Genomic DNA, 17,429 nt, shown 5'->3' with positions numbered 1-17,429 from the left:
GCTAATCCAAAGATTGGGCGAGAACTTAAATCACGACATCGCAGCGCTGAATAAAAAAATCCCCGATAATTATCCTAACCGCGGCCGCCAACTCACATTCAGCAGCAGCAAATACATGTCAGATTACAATCGATACAATCTTATTATAACTCGGATCAATCAAGGATGAGTCTCACCCCTTCCCTGAGGTCACCAGCCAGTTGTTCAGAATCCCGAATTGGCTAAACTTTGAACGGCGTTAGAAATCTGGATATACGCAATCATAGATTGTGCTGAATTAAATACACATCCTATGCATTCAGGCGTCGTCGTACTTCCTCCACCATCGCCTGCACGGCCGCCGTCGCCAGAGCGAGCTTTTCGGGGTCGCGCGAACGGATGACGATGTTGGTGTCCGGGCCAGTCTCGGACCAGAACGGATAGGAGCCGATCGAGCAATCGGGATGGGCTTTCGCGATCTCGGCGAGCGGCGTGCCGATATCGCCTTCCTTCAGGCCCGCCCTCACCGTCTCGGACAGGATCCTGGCGCCGGTCTTCAGCGTCGGTGCGACGACGTCGAGCATGGCCTGCATGATCGCTGGCACGCCGGCCATGACATGGACGTTGCCGATCCGGAAGCCGGGCGCCTTCGACACCGAATTGGCGATCAAGTCGGCGCCCTCCGGGATGCGCGCCATGCGCATCCTGGCTTCGTTGAGCTGGTCCTTGGGAAAGCGCTCCAGCAGCATGTCGACGGCGCGCTGATCGTAGTCGATCGGTACGCCGAAGGCGGTGGCGACCGCATCGGCGGTGATGTCGTCATGGGTCGGGCCGATTCCGCCGGTGGTGAAGACGTAGGTGTAGCGCGAGCGCAGCGCGTTCAGCGCCGAGACGATCTCGTCGGTCAGGTCCGGCACGACCCGGACCTCGCGCAGCTCGATGCCGATATTGGTCAGGTACTCGGCGATGTAGCCGATGTTCTTGTCCTTGGTCCGGCCGGAGAGGATCTCGTCGCCGATCACCAGGATCGCGGCGGTGACCACCGGCTGGAAGGCGGGCGCTGGCGCTGCCGTCATGGGCTTGTCCCTACTTTTCGATGTCGCCGCATGCGTGCCCCGATACGCCAGCGAGCTAAGCTGCTTGCGCACAACTGCTCAAGCGTCACGCCAGTCGGGGCGGCTATGCGCGCGCGGCGCAGCGGGTCACGAGGTCGTGCGCTCGTAGACCAGGTTGAGCCGGGTCTGGGCGACCAGCTTGTAGCCCTTGCTCTCCAGCAGAGCGGGCAGGTCCACCTGCCAGCGGCCGCGCGAATCCTCGACGATGACGAAGCCGGGCCAGAGCGCCTCGGGCGCATCGCGCAGGAACGGTTCGAGGATCAGGTCCTCGGCGCCCTCGACATCGAGTTTGATCGCGTCGATCCGCTCATAGCCCTCGCTCTGCACCAGCGCGAGCAAGGTCGTCGCCGGCACGCGCACCGAGTTCGCATTGCTGGAGCGCAGGATACGCACGCTCGATTCGCCCTTGTTGGCGGGGTCGAGGAAAAGCGTCAGCTCGCCCGGCTTGTCGGCGAGCGCGCAGGCGATCGCCTTGACCGTGCCGAAGGGATTCTGGGCGATGTTGTAGGTCAGCCGCGCGAAGATGTCGGGCTGCGGCTCGACGGCCAGGATGCGCGCCCCGCGCCCGGCACGGGCGGCGACGAAGAGCGAATAGGCGCCGATGTTCGCGCCGACATCGATGAAGCTGAAGCCGTCGCGGATGCGCGAGGCGAGCATCTCGCGCTCCTGCGCGTCGAAATATTGCGGGGTGAACAGCACCCGCTTCTCGCAGACATTACCCTCGGGATAGAGTCGCATCTGCGCGCCGAGCGCCTCGATGTCGACCGGCTGCCCCTTCAGCCGGTTGAGTCCGAGACGGCGCAGCGCGAAGGCGAGCTTGCGACCGAGGAAGGAGCCGGAGGCGCAGCGCGTCCAGGCGATGATGCGGGCGATGCTGCCCCGCGGCGCGAAGGTGCCGAAGGGCTGATCCTCGGCCGGTCTGATCTCATTGAATGCCATTGGCGCGCTGTACACCCCCAGCGCCGATGGCGCCAGAGCCGGATCATCACAGAGGCGGCGCGAAGACGTGTCAGGCGGCATCGCTCGCCGCCGAAGCGCAATCGGCATGCAGCGGGCAGAGGCTGCCGCAATCGGCGACGCCGGCCAGGAGATAGCGCAAGCAGCAGAGTTTCCGACGCCGGACCGGCTCGCCCTGCTCGACCGGATAGCGCACCGCCTCGCACATCGGGTTGCGCTGGCCCGAGGGTTCGAGACGCCGCTCCAGCCGCAGATGCGCCGCCGCCAGCGCCTGCGGATCGGCGAGATCAGCCGGCAGCTGTTGCAGCGTCCATTCGAAGATCGCCGCGGCATTGGCCCAGAGCAGCCGCGGTGAGACCCGGAACTGCTCGGCAAGCAGAGTAACCAACGGCGCGACATGGCCCTCGAACAGACGCGCGAACGGGTCTCCGTCAGCGCATCGCAAGACGCCTTCATCGGCGATGACGATCGCGCTGGTCAGTCCGGCTTCCTGCGGCACGATCGCGATCCGATCAAGCTCCAGCGGCAGGTCGCGGTCGCCGAGCAGGATCGCCACCGTCGCCGGGATGATCAGTGCGCCGAAATGCCATTGCGACCACATCGAGACCAGCGCACGCCGGTCGCTGTCCGGATAAAGCGTGGCGAAGCGCGCCATCAGCTGCTCGGCTCCGCTCGCCAGCAGCTCCTGCCCGGATATGACGTCCCGTGCTCCGCCAGGCAGCACCAGCTTGTCCCCGTACCAGGCCAGCGCCTCGGGAAAGCACGTGGCGAAGGACGGCAGCGGCCCTGCTTCGCTCATCCGAGCGCCGCCTGCTCCCGCCCCGCCGGCCGCTGCGAAGTGGCGGACCAGCCGCCGAGCAAGGCCGCCAGGGGCGCTGCGATCAGGGCGACGATGGCAGCCAGCCCAAAGCAGACGCCATAGCCGAAATGCTGGGAGACCCAGCCGGCGCCGATGCCGCCGGCCATGCTGACCAGCCCGTCCATGCATTGCAGCAAGGTGAAGTCGACGCCGGCCTGGCGCGGATCGGACAGCGCCATGAAGCGGGCATAGAGCGCGACGAAGCCCAGCGCCATGATGCCCGACGAGCTCGCCAGAGCCAGCGCCAGCACGAGCGGCTGTGGCAGGCCGCGCCAGGCGGCGAAGGCAAGGCCTGCGAGCGAGAATGCCTGCAACAGCAGCGCCAGCACGAGCACGCTGCGCGCGCCCAGAATCCGCACCAGCGCACCACCGAGCAGCGCGCAAGCGAAGCCGACAGCAAGGCCGCCAATGCCGTTGACCAGCCCGATCGATTCAAGATCGAGCCCACTATCGACCAGATAGGCGCCGAGCATGGCGACGCCCCATTTCTGCGCCGGCACGTAGATGGCGGCGAGCAGGAGGCCGGAGCGCATCTCCGGCCGCCTCAGCGCTTCCCTCAGCGCGGGCTGGTGTGTGCGCCGTGCCGGCGCGGCCGGGGCCGGCGAAAGCAGGAAGGGCAGCGCCAGCACGAAGAGCAGCCCGGCCATGGCGAAGGTCGCGAATTGCCAGTCGAGCCTCGCCACCAGCACTAGGAAGAGGCCGGAGCCGAGCGCCGAGCCGAGATAGGCGCCGCCGACCTGGGCGGCATTGCCCCAGCCATGATGGGCCCGCGCCAGCGTCTCGACCGCATGGCCGTCGCAGGCGATGTCGCCGGTCGCGGCAGAAAAGGCGATCAGCACGAAGACGGCGATCAGGGGCACGAAGGCGACCGGACCGATCAGGCCGACCGCGACGAGCCCGAGCGCCGAGATCAACGTCGTTACCAGCACGATCGTCCGCGACCGCGCCGGGCCGGTATCCGGCAGGCGGTAGCGCTCGATCGCCGGGGCCCACAAGAATTTCAGCGCCCAGGGCAGCACGGCGAGATAGGTCAGGCCGATCTGGTCGAGCGGCAGGCCGCGCTCGCGCAGCACGCTCGGCAGGGCGATGAAGGTCAGCCCGCCAATGATGCTCTGGCCGACATATAAGCCCCCGATGGCGAGGACGATCGCCGCCGGTGACAGCATGAGCGCCCTCACCAGCGATAGCGCAGGCTGGCGATGACCTTGCGTCCCTCGTCGAAATAGCAATAGCCCGCTGTGCAGGTCTGCTGGACCTCGTTCAGCAGGTTTGTCGCGTTGACCTGGAAGCGCATGCCCTTGAGCTGCGGGCTGAGGTTCTCGAGATCATAGCGGATCGAGCCGTCGAGGAAGGCGCGCGCCTTGTTGTCGATCACCGGCCGGCCGAGATTGTCGCCGAGGCTGGAGCCGACATAGCGCACGCCACCGCCGATCCCGAGCCCGCGCGCCGGCCCGTCCTGCACGGTGTAGTCGAGCCAGAGCGATGCCATATGGTAGGGGATGCTGGAGAGGCGGTTGCCAACCGTCTCCTCGGTCAGCTTCTTGATGCGGGCATCGTTGTACGAATACGAAGCCTGCAGGCTCAGCCCGTTCGCCAGCGAGGCGACGCCCTCGATCTCGAAGCCGCTGGAGCGCAGGTCGATCTGGACCTGGCGGTTGAGGCCGTCGACGACCTCGTAGACCACACCATTGTCCTGGCGGATGTTGAACACCGCGGCGCGCAGCGAGGCATTGTAGCCCGGCAGGTCGTATTTCACGCCGAGCTCGGCCTGCTTGCCGGTGGTCGGCTGGGCGACGCCGCCATTCAGCACCGTGCCGGGATTGGGCACGAAGGAGGTGCCGTAGCTGACATAGGGCGCGAGGCCGAACTCGGTGACGTAGGACAAAGCGGCGCGGCCGGTGAACTTGCCGTCGGTGCGCTTGCTCTCGGTGGGGACGGCGCCGGCCGCGCCGGCCTCGAACTTGCTGTCGACCCAGTCCTGGCGGACGCCGGCCGAGAGGCGCCAGCCGCCCCATTTGATCTGGTCCTGCAGATAGACGCCGGTCGTGGTCAGCGTCTGCTCGGTCCGCCACAGGAAGGCGGGATTGTAGCCGAGCGGTACGCCGCCGAAGGCTTCCTTGCTCTTGTAGTGCAGGCGGCTGACATCGACGCCGGCTAGCAGGGTATGGTCGACCGCGCCGGTCCGGACCTTCGCCTCCAGCGAGGTGTCGACCGAGAAGCCAGCGGTGTTCTCGCGGGTCAGGCCCGAGCCGAAATAGACGTATTGCTGGTTGTTGCCGAGCTGCTGGTAGCGTGCGCGCTGGCGCAGCGTGAAGACCTCGTCGAACTTGTGCTCGAACTCATAGCCGATGCGGGCCTGCTGCTGGCGGAAGTCGTTGTAGCGCTTGTCGCCGACATAGAGCTTGGTCGCGCCGAGCGTCTTGGACAGCACATTGCCCTGGCGGTCTACATAGGGGCCATACTGGTTGAGATAGGCCGCCGTGCCGCCGGTGGTCGAATCCATGTACTCGCCGAGCACGGTGAGCTTGGTCGCCTCGTTCGGCTTCCAGGTCAGGGCCGGCGCGATGAAGATGCGGTCGTCCTTGATCGCGCTGATATCGCTCTTGGCATCCCGGACGACGCCGGTCAGCCGGTAGAGCAGCGTCCCCTCCGGATTGGCCGGGCCGGAGATGTCGAAATTGAACTGCTTGCGGCCGAAGGAGCCGCCCTGGACCTCGATTTCGCGGAACGGCGTCTGCATCGGTCGCTTCGAGATCAGGTCGACGATGCCGGCGCTGGTGCTGGCGCCGTAGATCGCCGAGGCCGGCCCGCGCAGCACGCTGATCGCCTCCAGCCCATAGGGTTCGAGCCGCATCAGCCCGTTCGGGCTGCCGATCTGGCGCAACCCGTCGCGGAAGACGGCGTTGTGGGTGACGTCGATGCCGCGGATGGTGAAGGCGTCATAGCGCGGGTCGAAGCCATAGGTGCCGATGCGTGCGCCTGGCGTATAGGCCAGCGCCTCCAGCAGGTTCTGCGGCTTGCGCTGCTCGAGCTGCGTCTGCGTCACCGTCGAGATCGACATCGGCGTCTCGAGCAGCGGCGTGTCCGTCTTGCTGGCGCTGCGGCCCGAGGTCGCGACATAGCCGTTGGCGCTGAAGACCCCCTTCTCGCCGCTGCCCTGCCCTTCGACCACGATCGTGTCGAGCTGGATGCGCTCGGTCCCCTGCGCCAGCGCGGCGATCGGGGCGAACAGCAGCGCGGTCGAACCGAGCAAGGCAGAACGAATATTCACGGCACACGACTCTCGACGAAAACGACGATCGCGGCCTAACAATCGAAAATCGAGCGGTCAATACATTATAGTTTTGAATTATTACAAGGAAATGCCGACAACATATACTTCAAATATCGAACGACATCTTGTGCCGCAACGTCATCCTGATCCGCCTACGAGCGCGGCAGCGGCCGGCGCGACCGCCTCACGGCCAGCGCAGGCCCCGTGCGGCCAAGCGCGAGTCAGGTCGTTCAGCGCATCCGCCTTGCGCCGCAACTCAAACCCAATAGATAAGGAGGGCTAGGAGCGCCTTACGGAATGACCCTGAACGAATCGATCTCACGCGCGCGGCGCGACCCCGCCATCAAGCTGCATGGCCCCGAGGCCTTCGCGGCGATGCGCAAGGCTGGGCAGCTCACGGCGCGTGGCCTCGACATGCTCGCCGGCGAGGTCAGACCCGGCGTCACCACCCAGCGCCTCGACGACCTCGCCTTCCAGTTCGCCATGGACAATTCAGCCTACCCGGCAACGCTGTTCTATCGCGGCTATACCAAGTCGATCTGCACCTCGATCAACCATGTCGTCTGTCACGGCATCCCGGACGACAAGCCGCTGCGCGAAGGCGACATCGTCAACATCGACTACACCCTGATCGTCGATGGCTGGCATGGCGATTCCAGCCGGATGTTCGCGGTCGGCGACATCCCGCGCAAGGCCGAGCGGCTGGTCGAGATCACCTATGAGAGCCTGCTGCGCGGCATCCGCGCCGTGCGCCCGGGCGCCACCACCGGCGATATCGGTTTCGCGATCCAGCGCTATGCCGAGGGCGAGCGCTGCTCGGTGGTGCGCGATTTCTGCGGCCACGGCCTTGGCCAGGTCTTCCACGACGCGCCGAACATCCTGCACTATGGCAGCCCCGGCGAAGGCGTCGAGCTCAAGCCCGGCATGCTCTTCACCATCGAGCCGATGATCAATCTCGGCAAGGCGAGCGTGAAGGTGCTTTCCGATGGCTGGACGGCGGTGACCCGCGACCGCTCGCTCTCGGCCCAGTTCGAGCACACGATCGGCGTGTCCGAGACGGGCTGCGAGATCTTCACGCTCTCGCCCGCCGGCCTCGACAACCCGCTCGCGCCGCGCACATGAAGAACGGCGGCAGCGGCAAGTCAGCCCCGATTGCCGCCGCCCCGGACGACGCTACGCCACACCATCTCGGTCATCGCGAGCGCCTGCGCCAGCGCTTCCTCGACGCCGGCGATGCCGCCCTGCCCGACTACGAACTGCTCGAGCTGCTGCTCTTCCGCTCCATCCCGCAGCGCGACGTCAAGCCGCTCGCCAAGCAGCTGATCCAGCATTTCGGTTCCTTCGCCGAGGTGATCGGCGCGCCGGTCTCGCGGCTGCGTGAGGTCAAGGGCATCGGCGAGAGCGTCGCGCTCGACCTCAAGATCGTCGAGGCGGCGCTGAAGCGGACGATGAAGGGCCAGATCGCCAAGAAGCCGGTGCTCTCCTCCTGGTCGTCGGTGATCGACTATTGCCGCCTCGCCATGGCCTTCGCCGAGCGCGAGCAATTTCGCATCCTCTTCCTCGACAAGAAGAACGCCCTGATCGCCGACGAGGTGCAGCAGACCGGCACGGTCGACCATACTCCGGTCTACCCCCGCGAAGTGATGCGCCGGGCGCTGGAACTCTCAGCTACGGCTTTGATTTTAGTCCATAATCATCCATCCGGCGACCCGACGCCGTCCGGCGCCGACATGCGCATGACCCGCGAGCTGGTCGATATCGCGAAGCCCCTGGGCATAGCCATCCACGACCACATCATCGTCGGCCGCGACGGCCATGCCAGCTTCAAGGGGCTGGGGCTGATCTGAGTGCCGCCGCCGTGGATGGTCGGGACAACAGCCCGACCACGACGGGAGAAGTTCACACCTCGCGCAGCACGATGCCGAACTCGGCGAGCCGCCGCATCAAATGGCCGGTGTTGACCAGCGTCTCCGGCAGATGCAGCCCTGAGGTCGGGCGCGGCTTGCCGGCGAGGCCGAACAGGCCTTCGATCACCACGGCGATGCCCTTGGCGCTGAGCGCGGCATAGCCATCCGGGTCGACCAGTTCCCAGCGGAAGCGGCCGTCGCGGCCGTCTTTACGCATTCCGGCGATCTCGATGATCACCTCGTGGGAGGGTTCCTCGCCGCGCAAAGTGCTCGCCGTCTGCCCTTCGGCGAAATCGACGCGCACGCTTCCCGCCTCACTCGCCGACAGGCTGAAGACGTCGACTAGGCCGACGGTCGCGCCGTGGTGCTCGCGCCCGTCGACGCCGGCGTAGCTGCGCTCGGTCTGCGGCGCCGAGATCCAGCGCCACAGACCGTCCGACTTAACCAGCGGCGCCGGGCCGATCGCACCGATCCGGTCCATGTCCTTCTGCGAGGCGAGCCCCAGCGGGTCAGCCGGATCGAAGACGAGGCCGACCTCGATCGCATCGACGCGCTCGAACTCGGAGGCAGCATGCAGAGCCGCAAGCGCCGGCACCGCGCCCATGCTGTGGCCGAGCAGGACGACGGGCGCAGCTTGGGGCTGGCGAATGAAGCCGGCGATCGCCGGCCCGACCTCGAAGACGCCATCCGAGAGCGCGACATAGGCCGCGCCCTGCCCTGCTGCCCAACGCTGCGTCCGCAGCGAAAGGTCGCGCACCGCCATCAGCACCACCGCCGGCTTCAACTCAGCCGGCAGACCGAGATCGTCGCGTTCGAGATCGAGCGGAGCGCTGGTTGCGTGCCCGAGTGCCGCCGCCAGCGCCTGCGCCTTGGCCGTATCGCGCCCGGCGATCACCAGCGGCAGTTCGGGATGGAGCAGGCGCAAAGCGCGGGCTGTGCGCGAGCCGACGCTGCCATAGCCGCCGAGGATCAGGACGGGGCCGAAAACCGGATCAGCCATTGGCGTTGGCCTCCGTGAAGACCGCGCCGAATTCCTTCATCCGGGCAATGTAATAGGCGGGCTCGATGATGCTGTCGGGGAAGTAGAGCCCGGGCTTCAGCGCCTCGCCACCAGCGAGGCCGAGCGCTCGCTCCGTAGCAAGCGCGACGCCGAGCGCGGTCAGCGGCGCCTGCCCTTGCGGGTGCACGACCTCATAGGTCCGCGTCACGCGCTCGCCCGAATGCAGCACGCCCTCGATCGCGATCACACTCTCGGTCGAGAATGGTTCGCCAGCTCGGCGGCTGGCCGAGACATCGAAGGCGAGGTCGAAGCGGATATGCTTCGCATCGGTGGCAGTCGCCAGGCTGAGCACGTCGAGCGGGCCGTAGGCCGCCGCCGGCAAGTCGACGCCGTCGACGCTGCGATAGCGCGCCTGGGCCTCCTCGCCGGCAATCCAGGCGAAGCGCCCGTCCTTCAGCGTCAATGCAGCAGAGCCGGCCTGGGTGATGCGCTCATAGTCGGCGAGCGCCGCCTGCCCGCCCATGTCCTCCTGGTCTAGCAGCACACCGACATGGATCCGTTCGATCGAGCGGAAGGCCCTGGCGTATTCCAATGTCGGGAACAGCGCCGCGCCGGCGAGCCACTGGCTGGCGAGCACGACCGGGGCCGCCTGCGGCGCATGGATGAAGCGCGCGGCTTCGATGCCGATCTCGAAGGCGCCGCTGGAGACGCTGAGATGCGGGATGCGGTGCTGCTGAGCGAAACGGAGCGCATTGCCCCAGTCATCCTTGACGAAGACGATCACGGCGCTGAAGCGCACGGTCTCCGGCAGGCCGAGATCGGGCTTCGACAGGTCGGCGGCAAGTGCCTCGACGCCAAGCTTGTCGGCGACGGCCTGCGCCTTGGCGAGGTCGCGACCGGCGATCGTGACAGGCAGGTTCGGATGCAGGCGGCGGATCATCGCGGCGGCCTGCGCGCCGACGACTCCGGAGCCGCCGATGACGAGAACGGGATGCTGTATGCTGGACATCTGATGGTCTCCGTGACGGGGCCAGTCGCAAGGGAGCTGGCATTCCTACTAAAAGTAACTTACTATAAGTAGGAATGTGATTTCCCTCTTGTCAAGCGGGCCTTCGCCGGGATTCTTGAATCGCCATGCCACCGACCTTCGCCGTCGCCTCGACCCGCAAGCTGCCGAAGCAGGAACGCCGTGAGCAGTTGCTGGCCTGCGCGCAGGAGATGATCCGCGAAGAGGGCACGGAGTCGCTCACCCTGGCGCGCGTCGCCGAACGCGCCGGCGTCACCAAGCCGGTCGCCTATGACCATTTCGGCACCCGCGAGACGCTGATGGTCGAGCTCTTCCGGCGCATCGATGACCGGCAGACGGCCCTGCTCGTCGATACGCTGAAGTCGACGGAAGGCCGGCTCGACGCCATCGCCGCGACGATCGCGGCTGCCTATATGAGCTGCGCCCTGGAGGTCGGTACCGAGTGGTACGCGCTCTCGGCCGCGCTGAAGGGCAGCGAGGCGATGGAGGCGGTGCAGCGCGAGCTCGTGGCCCGCTATGTCGGAATCTGGCGAGATGCCTTCGCGCCGCACGCGGCCCATCTTCCGCCGGACGAGTTGAGCCTGCGCTGCATCGGCATTCTCGGCGCCGGCGAGGCGATCTCGCTGGAGCTGCTGCGCGGCCATATCGACGAGGCGCGAGCTGCAAGGAGCCTCGCAGCCTTGATCACCGCGGCGATCCGGGCCCAGCCCGCCTTCTCCGGCTGAGCCCGGCCGCTTTCGAGCCTCCCGGCCCGCCCAAGAAATGAGCAGGAGCACGTCAAAGCGCGGGCAACACCCCCTCTTCCCCAACTGGAGCGAATGAGCATAGGCTACCCGAAACAGGGGAAGACGGCTGCATGGTCGCATTCGACGAGATGACAGGGGGAGAAGGCGGCCTGCGGGCTGCCTATGGCGAACTGGATCGCTGGCTGAAGGAGGCGCCGCCCGAGATGCTGGCGCTGCGCCGGTCGCAGGCCGAGCTGTTCTTTCGCCGGATCGGCATCACCTTCGCCGTCTATGGCGACGAGGAATCGACCGAGCGCCTGATCCCCTTCGACATCATCCCGCGCGTCCTGACCAAGCCGGAATGGACCAAGCTGGAAAAGGGCCTGCGCCAGCGCGTCACCGCGCTCAACATGTTCCTGGCCGACGTCTACGGGAAGAAGGAGTGCCTGAAGGCCGGGATCATCCCGCCCGAGCTGGTCTATCGCAACGCCTGCTACCAGCTTGAGATGGTCGATTTCCAGGTGCCGCACGGCATCTACTGCCATATCGCCGGCATCGACATCGTCCGCGTCGATGCCGACACCTTCTATGTGCTGGAAGACAATGCCCGCACCCCCTCCGGCGTCTCCTACATGATGGAGAACCGCGAGGTGATGCTGCGGCTCTTCCCCGAGCTCTTCGCCACCCACCGCGTCGCGCCGGTCGACAATTATCCCGACCAGTTGCTGGCGACCTTGCGCTCGGTCGCCCCGCGCACCGCCTCGTCCGATCCGACGATCTGCCTGCTGACGCCCGGCCAGTACAATTCGGCCTTCTACGAGCACTCTTTCCTCGCCGACAAGCTCGGCGTCGAGCTGGTCGAGGGCTCGGACCTCCTCGTCAAGGACGACGTCGTCTACATGCGCACGACGCAGGGGCCCAAGCGCGTCGACGTGATCTACCGCCGCATCGATGACGACTTCATCGACCCGCTGGTCTTCCGCAGCGATTCCGTGCTCGGCGTGCCCGGCATCATCGGCGCCTACAAGGCCGGTAACGTCACGCTGGCCAACGCGGTCGGCACCGGTGTCGCCGACGACAAGGCGGTCTACAGCTACATGCCGGAGATCGTGAAGTTCTTCACCGGCGAGGAGCCGATCCTGAAGAACGTGCCGACCTATCGCTGCCGCGAGCGCGAGGCCAACGCCTATGTACTCGACAATCTCGAAAAGCTCGTCGTCAAGGAGGTCAACGGCTCCGGCGGCTACGGCATGCTGGTCGGCCCGCATGCCAGCAAGGCGCAGCTCGACACCTTCCGCCAGAAGCTGAAGGACCAGCCCGAGGGCTTCATCGCCCAGCCGACCCTGGCGCTCTCGACCTGCCCGACCTTCGTCGCCTCGGGCGTGGCGCCGCGCCATGTCGACCTCAGGCCCTATGTCCTTTCCGGCGCCAACGGCATCTCCTGCGTGCCGGGCGGGCTCACCCGCGTCGCGCTCAAGGAGGGCTCGCTCGTGGTCAATTCCAGCCAGGGCGGCGGCACCAAGGACACTTGGGTGCTCGACGCATGACGAATCCTGTTTTCACCGTAGTTCGCGTCACCCCGGAATCCCGGACCTGAGCATGCTTTCCCGTACCGCCGACAGCCTCTACTGGGTCTCGCGCTATGTGGAGCGGGCCGAGTACCTCGCCCGCATCCTCGACGCCACCACCCGCCTGACCAACCTGCCCTCCGCCTATGGCGGCGCCGGCACCGAATGGCAGAGCGCGGTCGCCACAGCCGGCTGCGAAGAGACCTTCGCCAAGGCCTATGGCGAGGCGAACGAGCGCAATGTCTGCGACTTCCTCAGCTTCAACCCCGACAATCCGTCCTCGATCCGCAACTGCCTGGCGCTGGCCCGCTCGAACGCCCGCGCGGTGCGCACCGCGTTGACCTCGGAGATGTGGGATGCGCTCAACGGCGCCTGGCTCGAACTGCAGCGCTTCGAGCGCAGGCGCATGGACCGCGAGGAATTCGCCCGCTTTCTCGACTGGGTCAAGAACGTCTCGCTCGCTTTCGACGGCTCGGCCTACCGGACCATGCTGCGCGACGACGGCTACTGGTTCTCGCGGCTCGGCGTGAATCTCGAGCGGGCCGACAACACCGCCCGCATCCTCGACGTGAAATACCATGTCCTCCTGCCGGAGACCGAGCAGGTCGGCGGCTCGCTCGACTACTTCCAGTGGACGACGATGCTGCGCGAGGTCTCGGCGCTGACCGCCTATCATTGGGTCTATCGCCAGGCGGTGAAACCGACGCTGATCGCCGACCTCCTGATCCTCAACAAGCGCATGCCGCGCTCGCTGGCGAGCTGCTACGAGAACATCTCGCGCTTCCTCGACCAGATCGGCGACGCCTACAACCGGCACGGCCCCGCCCAGCGCCAGGCCCGCAAAACCCTGACCAATTTCGACAACACGCCGATCGAGCAGGTGCTCCAGCGCGGGCTGCACGAGTTCATCGAGGACTTCATCTCCGAGAACAACCGCCTCGGAAACGTGATCGTCGAGCAGTATCTGCAGTAAGGGCTGCTCGCCCGCTTTCTTGAATTTGGGTTCCACGCCACATGCGGATCCGGATCTCCCACAGCATCGCGTATTCCTACGCCGAGCCCGTGCGCCAGCTCCGGCAGGTGTTGCGGCTGACGCCGCGCGACCATGAGGGCCAGCACGTCGTCTCCTGGCGCATCGCGCCCAATATCGATGGACGCCTGCACGCCGGGCAGGACGCGTTCGGCAACATCACCCATGATTTCTCGGCCGACGGCCCGATCGAAAGTTACGCAATCGAGATCAACGGCCTGGTCGAGACCGTCGATCTCGCCGGCGTGGTCCGCGGCGTGAACGAGAAGGTCCCGCCCGAGGTCTTCATGCGCGACACCCGCCTGACGCAGGCGAACGAGCCGTTGCGCGCCCTGGCCGACAAGGCCGCCGGCCGTGACGGCGGCGACCTCGCCAGGCTGCACGCGCTGATGGAGGCGATTCATCAGAAACTCCGCTGCGTACCGACCGCCGACCATCTCGGCATCGGCGCGGCCGCCTGCGCCGAGGCCGGCGAAGGCATTCCGCAGGACATCGCCCATGTCTTCATGACCTGTGCCCGCCTGCTCGGCGTCCCGGCGCGCTATGTCTCGGGCTATGTCGCCGCCTCGGACAGCCTGCCCCATGCCGATGGCGCCCATGCCTGGGCCGAGGCCTACTTGCCCGACTATGGCTGGATCGGCTTCGATGCCGCCAACGGGCTCTGCCCGATCGATACGCATGTGCGCGTCGCCGCCGGGCTCGACTTTGCCGATGCCGCCCCCGTCCGCGGCGCCCGCACCGGCGGCTATGGCGAGAGTCTGCTGGTCGAGGTCAGCGCCCAGGCAGCGAAGCCCCGTTTCCAGGGGCAATAGCCGTCCGGCGCATTGTCCCCGTCATGAGCGCCTGATACCAGCCTCGCGCACCGTCCCGGCTCGCCCTGGAGATCGATCTTGACCTATTGCGCCGGCATCCTCGTCCAGGACGGGCTCGTGATGATCGCCGACACCCGCACCAATGCCGGGCTCGACGACATCTCGACATTCCGCAAGCTGCACGTCTTCTCCTGGCCGGGCGAGCGGACGATGGCGGTCGCCACCGCCGGCAATCTCTCCGTCACCCAGTCGGTCGTCAGCCTGCTGCATGAGGGCATCCCCAATCCGGAGACCGGCGAGCTCGAGACATTGCAGAACGCCCCGTCGATGTTCCGCGCCGCACAACTCGTCGGTCGCGCCGTGCGCATCGTGCGCGAGACCGACGGCGAGGCGCTGCGCGAAGCCGGCCTCAAATACGACATGTCGCTCCTGTTCGGCGGCCAGATCATCGGTCAGCCGATGCGCCTCTTCATGGTCTACTCGGCTGGCAACTTCATCGAATGCGGCATGGACGCGCCCTTCCTGCAGATCGGCGAGCACAAATATGGCAAGCCGATCCTCGACCGCGCCGTCACCTTCAAGACCCATCTCTACGATGCGCTCAAGGTCGGGTTGATCTCGATGGATTCGACTATGCGCTCCAATCTCGGCGTCGGCCTGCCGATCGACCTGATCGTGCTCCGCCGCGACGCCGCGGGGCCCGAGCTCGACCGACGCATCGAGGCGGGCGAGCCCTATTTTCACGATCTGCGCGAGCGCTGGTCGGCCGCCCTGCGTGCCGCCCATATGGCGATCCCGCGACCGCCCTATGAGCCGACTGGCGAATAGCCCTCGACGAGGCGATTTCAGTCGAAAGTTCGGCAACTTCGCTGGCTTCCCGGTGGTTCTGGAAACCGGATGGCAAGATTCCCCTGCCAAGGTCCGCTGTCAGCGTGCCGCTACAGGTCCGGGTCTTTGCCGACAAACGTTAAGATGACGAACACCGAATCGTCGGCGCGCATGCTGACTCGCACGCTGGCGACGTTGGCCGGTGCGTTCGCGCTCGTCCTGGCGGCGGTGCTCGGCGTGATGTCCGCGATGGTCAGCGACGCCAACCAGCTCGAGGCGACCCGCCAGCGTGACCGCGTCGAGGCGGCACTGACCACGCAGGTGCATCTGCGCCGGCTGCGCTTCGAGAATTTGCAGGCTGCCGGCGTGCTGCAGCCGGTCCTCAACAGCCTCCTGCCGAACGCTACCCTGCAATGGGCCTTCGCCCAGGTCGCCAATCGCTTCCTCGATTTCGACGGCACCTATCTGGTGACCGCTTCGGGCCGTGTCCTCGCCGGCGTCGAGCAGCGCGAAACCGGATCGCAGGCGGGCTACGATGCCTTGGTTCGTCTCAGGCCCGACCTGCCGGGCGGTTCCGCCACGCCGGAAGCGCGCGGCATCGGGAACGGCCCGGTCAGCGTCATGCTGATACAGAACGGCTCGGACACGTTCGGCATCATCGCCGCTGACCTGCGCAAGGGTCAGCAGACCGCAGGCGACGCGGCCGCGCCCGAGACGGCAGCCTTCATCGTCGGTTATCGCAAGGTAGCGCAGGCCCAGCTCGACGAGCTCGGCCGGCGCTATCGCGTTCCGCGCCTGGAAATCGTCGCCGAACGCCCAGCTGACCCGCTGCGGCGGCGCGACATTCCCTCGCCCGACGGCTCGGTGAATGCCTGGCTGAGCTGGACACCGGAACGGCCCGGCGATGCGATGATCAACCAGTTCGCCTGGGCACTCGGTGCGATCACCGCCCTCTTCGCCGCGCTCTTCGTTTACGTCTTTCACCGCCTGCGCAACGCCGCGCAGCAGATTGCGCTGCGCGAGAGCCAGATCCATCGCCTGGCTGGCCAGGACGAGCTCTCCGGCCTACCCAACCGCCGGACCTTCGATCTCAGGCTCGATCAGGAGATCGCACAGCTCGGCCGGACCAAGAGCGGGCTCGCCGTGCTGATGCTCGACCTCGACCGCTTCAAGGCCGTCAACGACACCTATGGCCACAATGCCGGTGACGAATTGATCCGTCAGGTCGGACAGCGCCTGACCACGGTGCTGCGCCTCGGCGATACCGTCGCCCGCCTCGGCGGCGACGAGTTCGGCATCATCCAGACCAACATGACCGCTGCCAACGCCAGCGCCGCACTCGGCCAGCGCATCCTCGATGCGCTGACGGAACCCTTCGAGATCGCCGGCGTCGCCGTCACAATCGGCTGCTCGATCGGCATCGCCCATGCGCCGCGCGACGGCGCCGACCGCAGCACGCTGCTGCGCCTCGCCGACACCGCACTCTACCAGGCCAAGAACGAAGGACGGAACCGCTATTCGTTCTTCGAACCGCAGATGAACAGGGCCCTGCAGCTCAAGCGCATGGTCGAGGAGGATTTGCGCAACGCGATCGTCCGCAACGAATTGCTGCTGCACTATCAGCCGCAGGTCTCGATCGACGGAACCAGTATCGTCGGCGTCGAGGCGCTGGTGCGCTGGCCGCATCCCGAGCACGGCATGGTGCCGCCATCGGAGTTCATCGGCATCGCCGAAGAGCGCGGCCTGATCGTGCCGCTGAGCGAATGGGTGCTGCGCCGCGCCTGCGAGCAGGCCCGGCAATGGCCGGGGATCAAGCTCGCGGTAAACGTCTCGCCGATCCAGTTCCGCCACAAGGATTTCGTCGCGAGCGTGATCCGCGTCCTCGACGAGACCGGCTTCGATCCCGAGCGGCTCGAGCTCGAGCTGACCGAGGGCGTGGTGGTCGAGGACGCCGATGCGGCCGAAGCCGCGATGATGGACTTGCGTGCCCACGGCGTCAGCCTGGCGCTCGATGATTTCGGCACCGGCTATTCGAGCCTGATCTATCTGCGCCGCTTCGCCTTCGACAAGATCAAGATCGACCGCTCCTTCCTGGAATACATGGAAGCGACCGGCGAGTCGGCGATCCTTGTCCATTCGGTCGTGCATCTCGGCCGCGCTCTGGGCCTGCGCGTCTGCGCCGAAGGCGTCGAGACCGCCGAGCAGCACCGCTTCCTGCAGGCGATCGGCTGCCACGAATTGCAGGGCTTCCTGTTCTCCAAGGGCGTGCCGCCCGAGGAGATCGACCGGCTGCTGACCCTCGACCTGCCGTTCGAGCAAGCCCTCGCCGCCTGAGCGGCAGATCCAGA

The 17,429-nt window shown here is 66.4% G+C and carries 15 protein-coding genes; 8 read left to right on the top strand and 7 right to left on the bottom strand.

Annotated elements, in window-relative coordinates; genetic code table 11:
* Positions 1–290: 290 nt before the first annotated feature.
* The 5 genes from ACQKLX_RS17205 to ACQKLX_RS17185 form a co-directional block, all read right to left on the bottom strand.
* Entirely contained in the window at positions 291–1,055 is a 765-nt protein-coding gene (locus ACQKLX_RS17205; protein ID WP_427362795.1) for a competence/damage-inducible protein A, read from the bottom strand.
* Between the two features lie 126 nt (positions 1,056–1,181).
* On the bottom strand, positions 1,182–2,033 hold the full coding sequence (locus tag ACQKLX_RS17200; protein ID WP_427362794.1) for an FkbM family methyltransferase: 852 nt from the start codon (positions 2,031–2,033) through the stop codon (positions 1,182–1,184).
* A 70-nt stretch (positions 2,034–2,103) separates the two neighbouring features.
* Entirely contained in the window at positions 2,104–2,850 is a 747-nt protein-coding gene (fhuF, locus tag ACQKLX_RS17195) for a siderophore-iron reductase FhuF (protein WP_427362793.1), read from the bottom strand.
* Entirely contained in the window at positions 2,847–4,076 is a 1,230-nt protein-coding gene (locus ACQKLX_RS17190) for an MFS transporter (RefSeq protein ID WP_427362792.1), read from the bottom strand. Before ACQKLX_RS17190 ends, fhuF begins: the two co-directional genes overlap by 4 nt.
* 8 nt (positions 4,077–4,084) lie before the next feature.
* Entirely contained in the window at positions 4,085–6,181 is a 2,097-nt protein-coding gene (locus tag ACQKLX_RS17185; protein WP_427362791.1) for a TonB-dependent siderophore receptor, read from the bottom strand.
* Between the two features lie 300 nt (positions 6,182–6,481).
* On the opposite strand from ACQKLX_RS17185, the gene map reads away from it, so the two are divergent.
* Together map and radC are read left to right on the top strand one after the other, a co-directional pair.
* The gene (gene map, locus ACQKLX_RS17180) at positions 6,482–7,306 is read left to right on the top strand and encodes a type I methionyl aminopeptidase (protein WP_427362790.1); all 825 of its coding nucleotides are present in this window, start codon (positions 6,482–6,484) and stop codon (positions 7,304–7,306) included.
* On the top strand, positions 7,303–8,031 hold the full coding sequence (gene radC, locus ACQKLX_RS17175; RefSeq protein WP_427362789.1) for a RadC family protein: 729 nt from the start codon (positions 7,303–7,305) through the stop codon (positions 8,029–8,031). The genes map and radC overlap by 4 nt, the downstream gene beginning before the upstream one ends.
* Before the next feature lie 52 nt (positions 8,032–8,083).
* Here the strand turns inward: radC and ACQKLX_RS17170 are convergent, their stop codons facing one another.
* The gene (locus ACQKLX_RS17170) at positions 8,084–9,091 is read right to left on the bottom strand and encodes an alpha/beta hydrolase family protein (protein ID WP_427362788.1); all 1,008 of its coding nucleotides are present in this window, start codon (positions 9,089–9,091) and stop codon (positions 8,084–8,086) included.
* Positions 9,084–10,100: a Rossmann-fold NAD(P)-binding domain-containing protein gene (locus ACQKLX_RS17165; RefSeq protein WP_427362787.1), complete on the bottom strand. Its 1,017-nt coding sequence runs from the start codon at positions 10,098–10,100 to the stop codon at positions 9,084–9,086. Before ACQKLX_RS17165 ends, ACQKLX_RS17170 begins: the two co-directional genes overlap by 8 nt.
* Before the next feature lie 125 nt (positions 10,101–10,225).
* Between ACQKLX_RS17165 and ACQKLX_RS17160 the strand changes: the two genes are divergently transcribed.
* From ACQKLX_RS17160 to ACQKLX_RS17135, 6 genes are all read left to right on the top strand, one after another.
* Positions 10,226–10,843: a TetR/AcrR family transcriptional regulator gene (locus tag ACQKLX_RS17160; protein ID WP_427362786.1), complete on the top strand. Its 618-nt coding sequence runs from the start codon at positions 10,226–10,228 to the stop codon at positions 10,841–10,843.
* Between the two features lie 131 nt (positions 10,844–10,974).
* Positions 10,975–12,390, top strand: coding sequence for a circularly permuted type 2 ATP-grasp protein (locus ACQKLX_RS17155; protein ID WP_427362785.1), 1,416 nt, complete (start codon positions 10,975–10,977; stop codon positions 12,388–12,390).
* A 52-nt stretch (positions 12,391–12,442) separates the two neighbouring features.
* Entirely contained in the window at positions 12,443–13,384 is a 942-nt protein-coding gene (locus tag ACQKLX_RS17150) for an alpha-E domain-containing protein (RefSeq protein WP_427362784.1), read from the top strand.
* Between the two features lie 41 nt (positions 13,385–13,425).
* Positions 13,426–14,253, top strand: a complete 828-nt coding sequence (locus ACQKLX_RS17145; RefSeq protein ID WP_427362783.1) for a transglutaminase family protein — start codon at positions 13,426–13,428, stop codon at positions 14,251–14,253.
* 78 nt (positions 14,254–14,331) lie between these two features.
* Positions 14,332–15,081, top strand: coding sequence for a proteasome-type protease (locus ACQKLX_RS17140; RefSeq protein ID WP_427362782.1), 750 nt, complete (start codon positions 14,332–14,334; stop codon positions 15,079–15,081).
* A 144-nt stretch (positions 15,082–15,225) separates the two neighbouring features.
* Entirely contained in the window at positions 15,226–17,415 is a 2,190-nt protein-coding gene (locus ACQKLX_RS17135; protein ID WP_427362781.1) for a putative bifunctional diguanylate cyclase/phosphodiesterase, read from the top strand.
* Positions 17,416–17,429: the final 14 nt, after the last annotated feature.

It is taken from the genome of Allobosea sp. NPDC003192 (genome assembly GCF_050275675.1).
Lineage (GTDB): Bacteria > Pseudomonadota > Alphaproteobacteria > Rhizobiales > Beijerinckiaceae > Allobosea.
The sequence above is the reverse complement of the archived record's forward strand: the minus strand, read 5'-3'. Positions and strand labels throughout refer to the sequence as shown.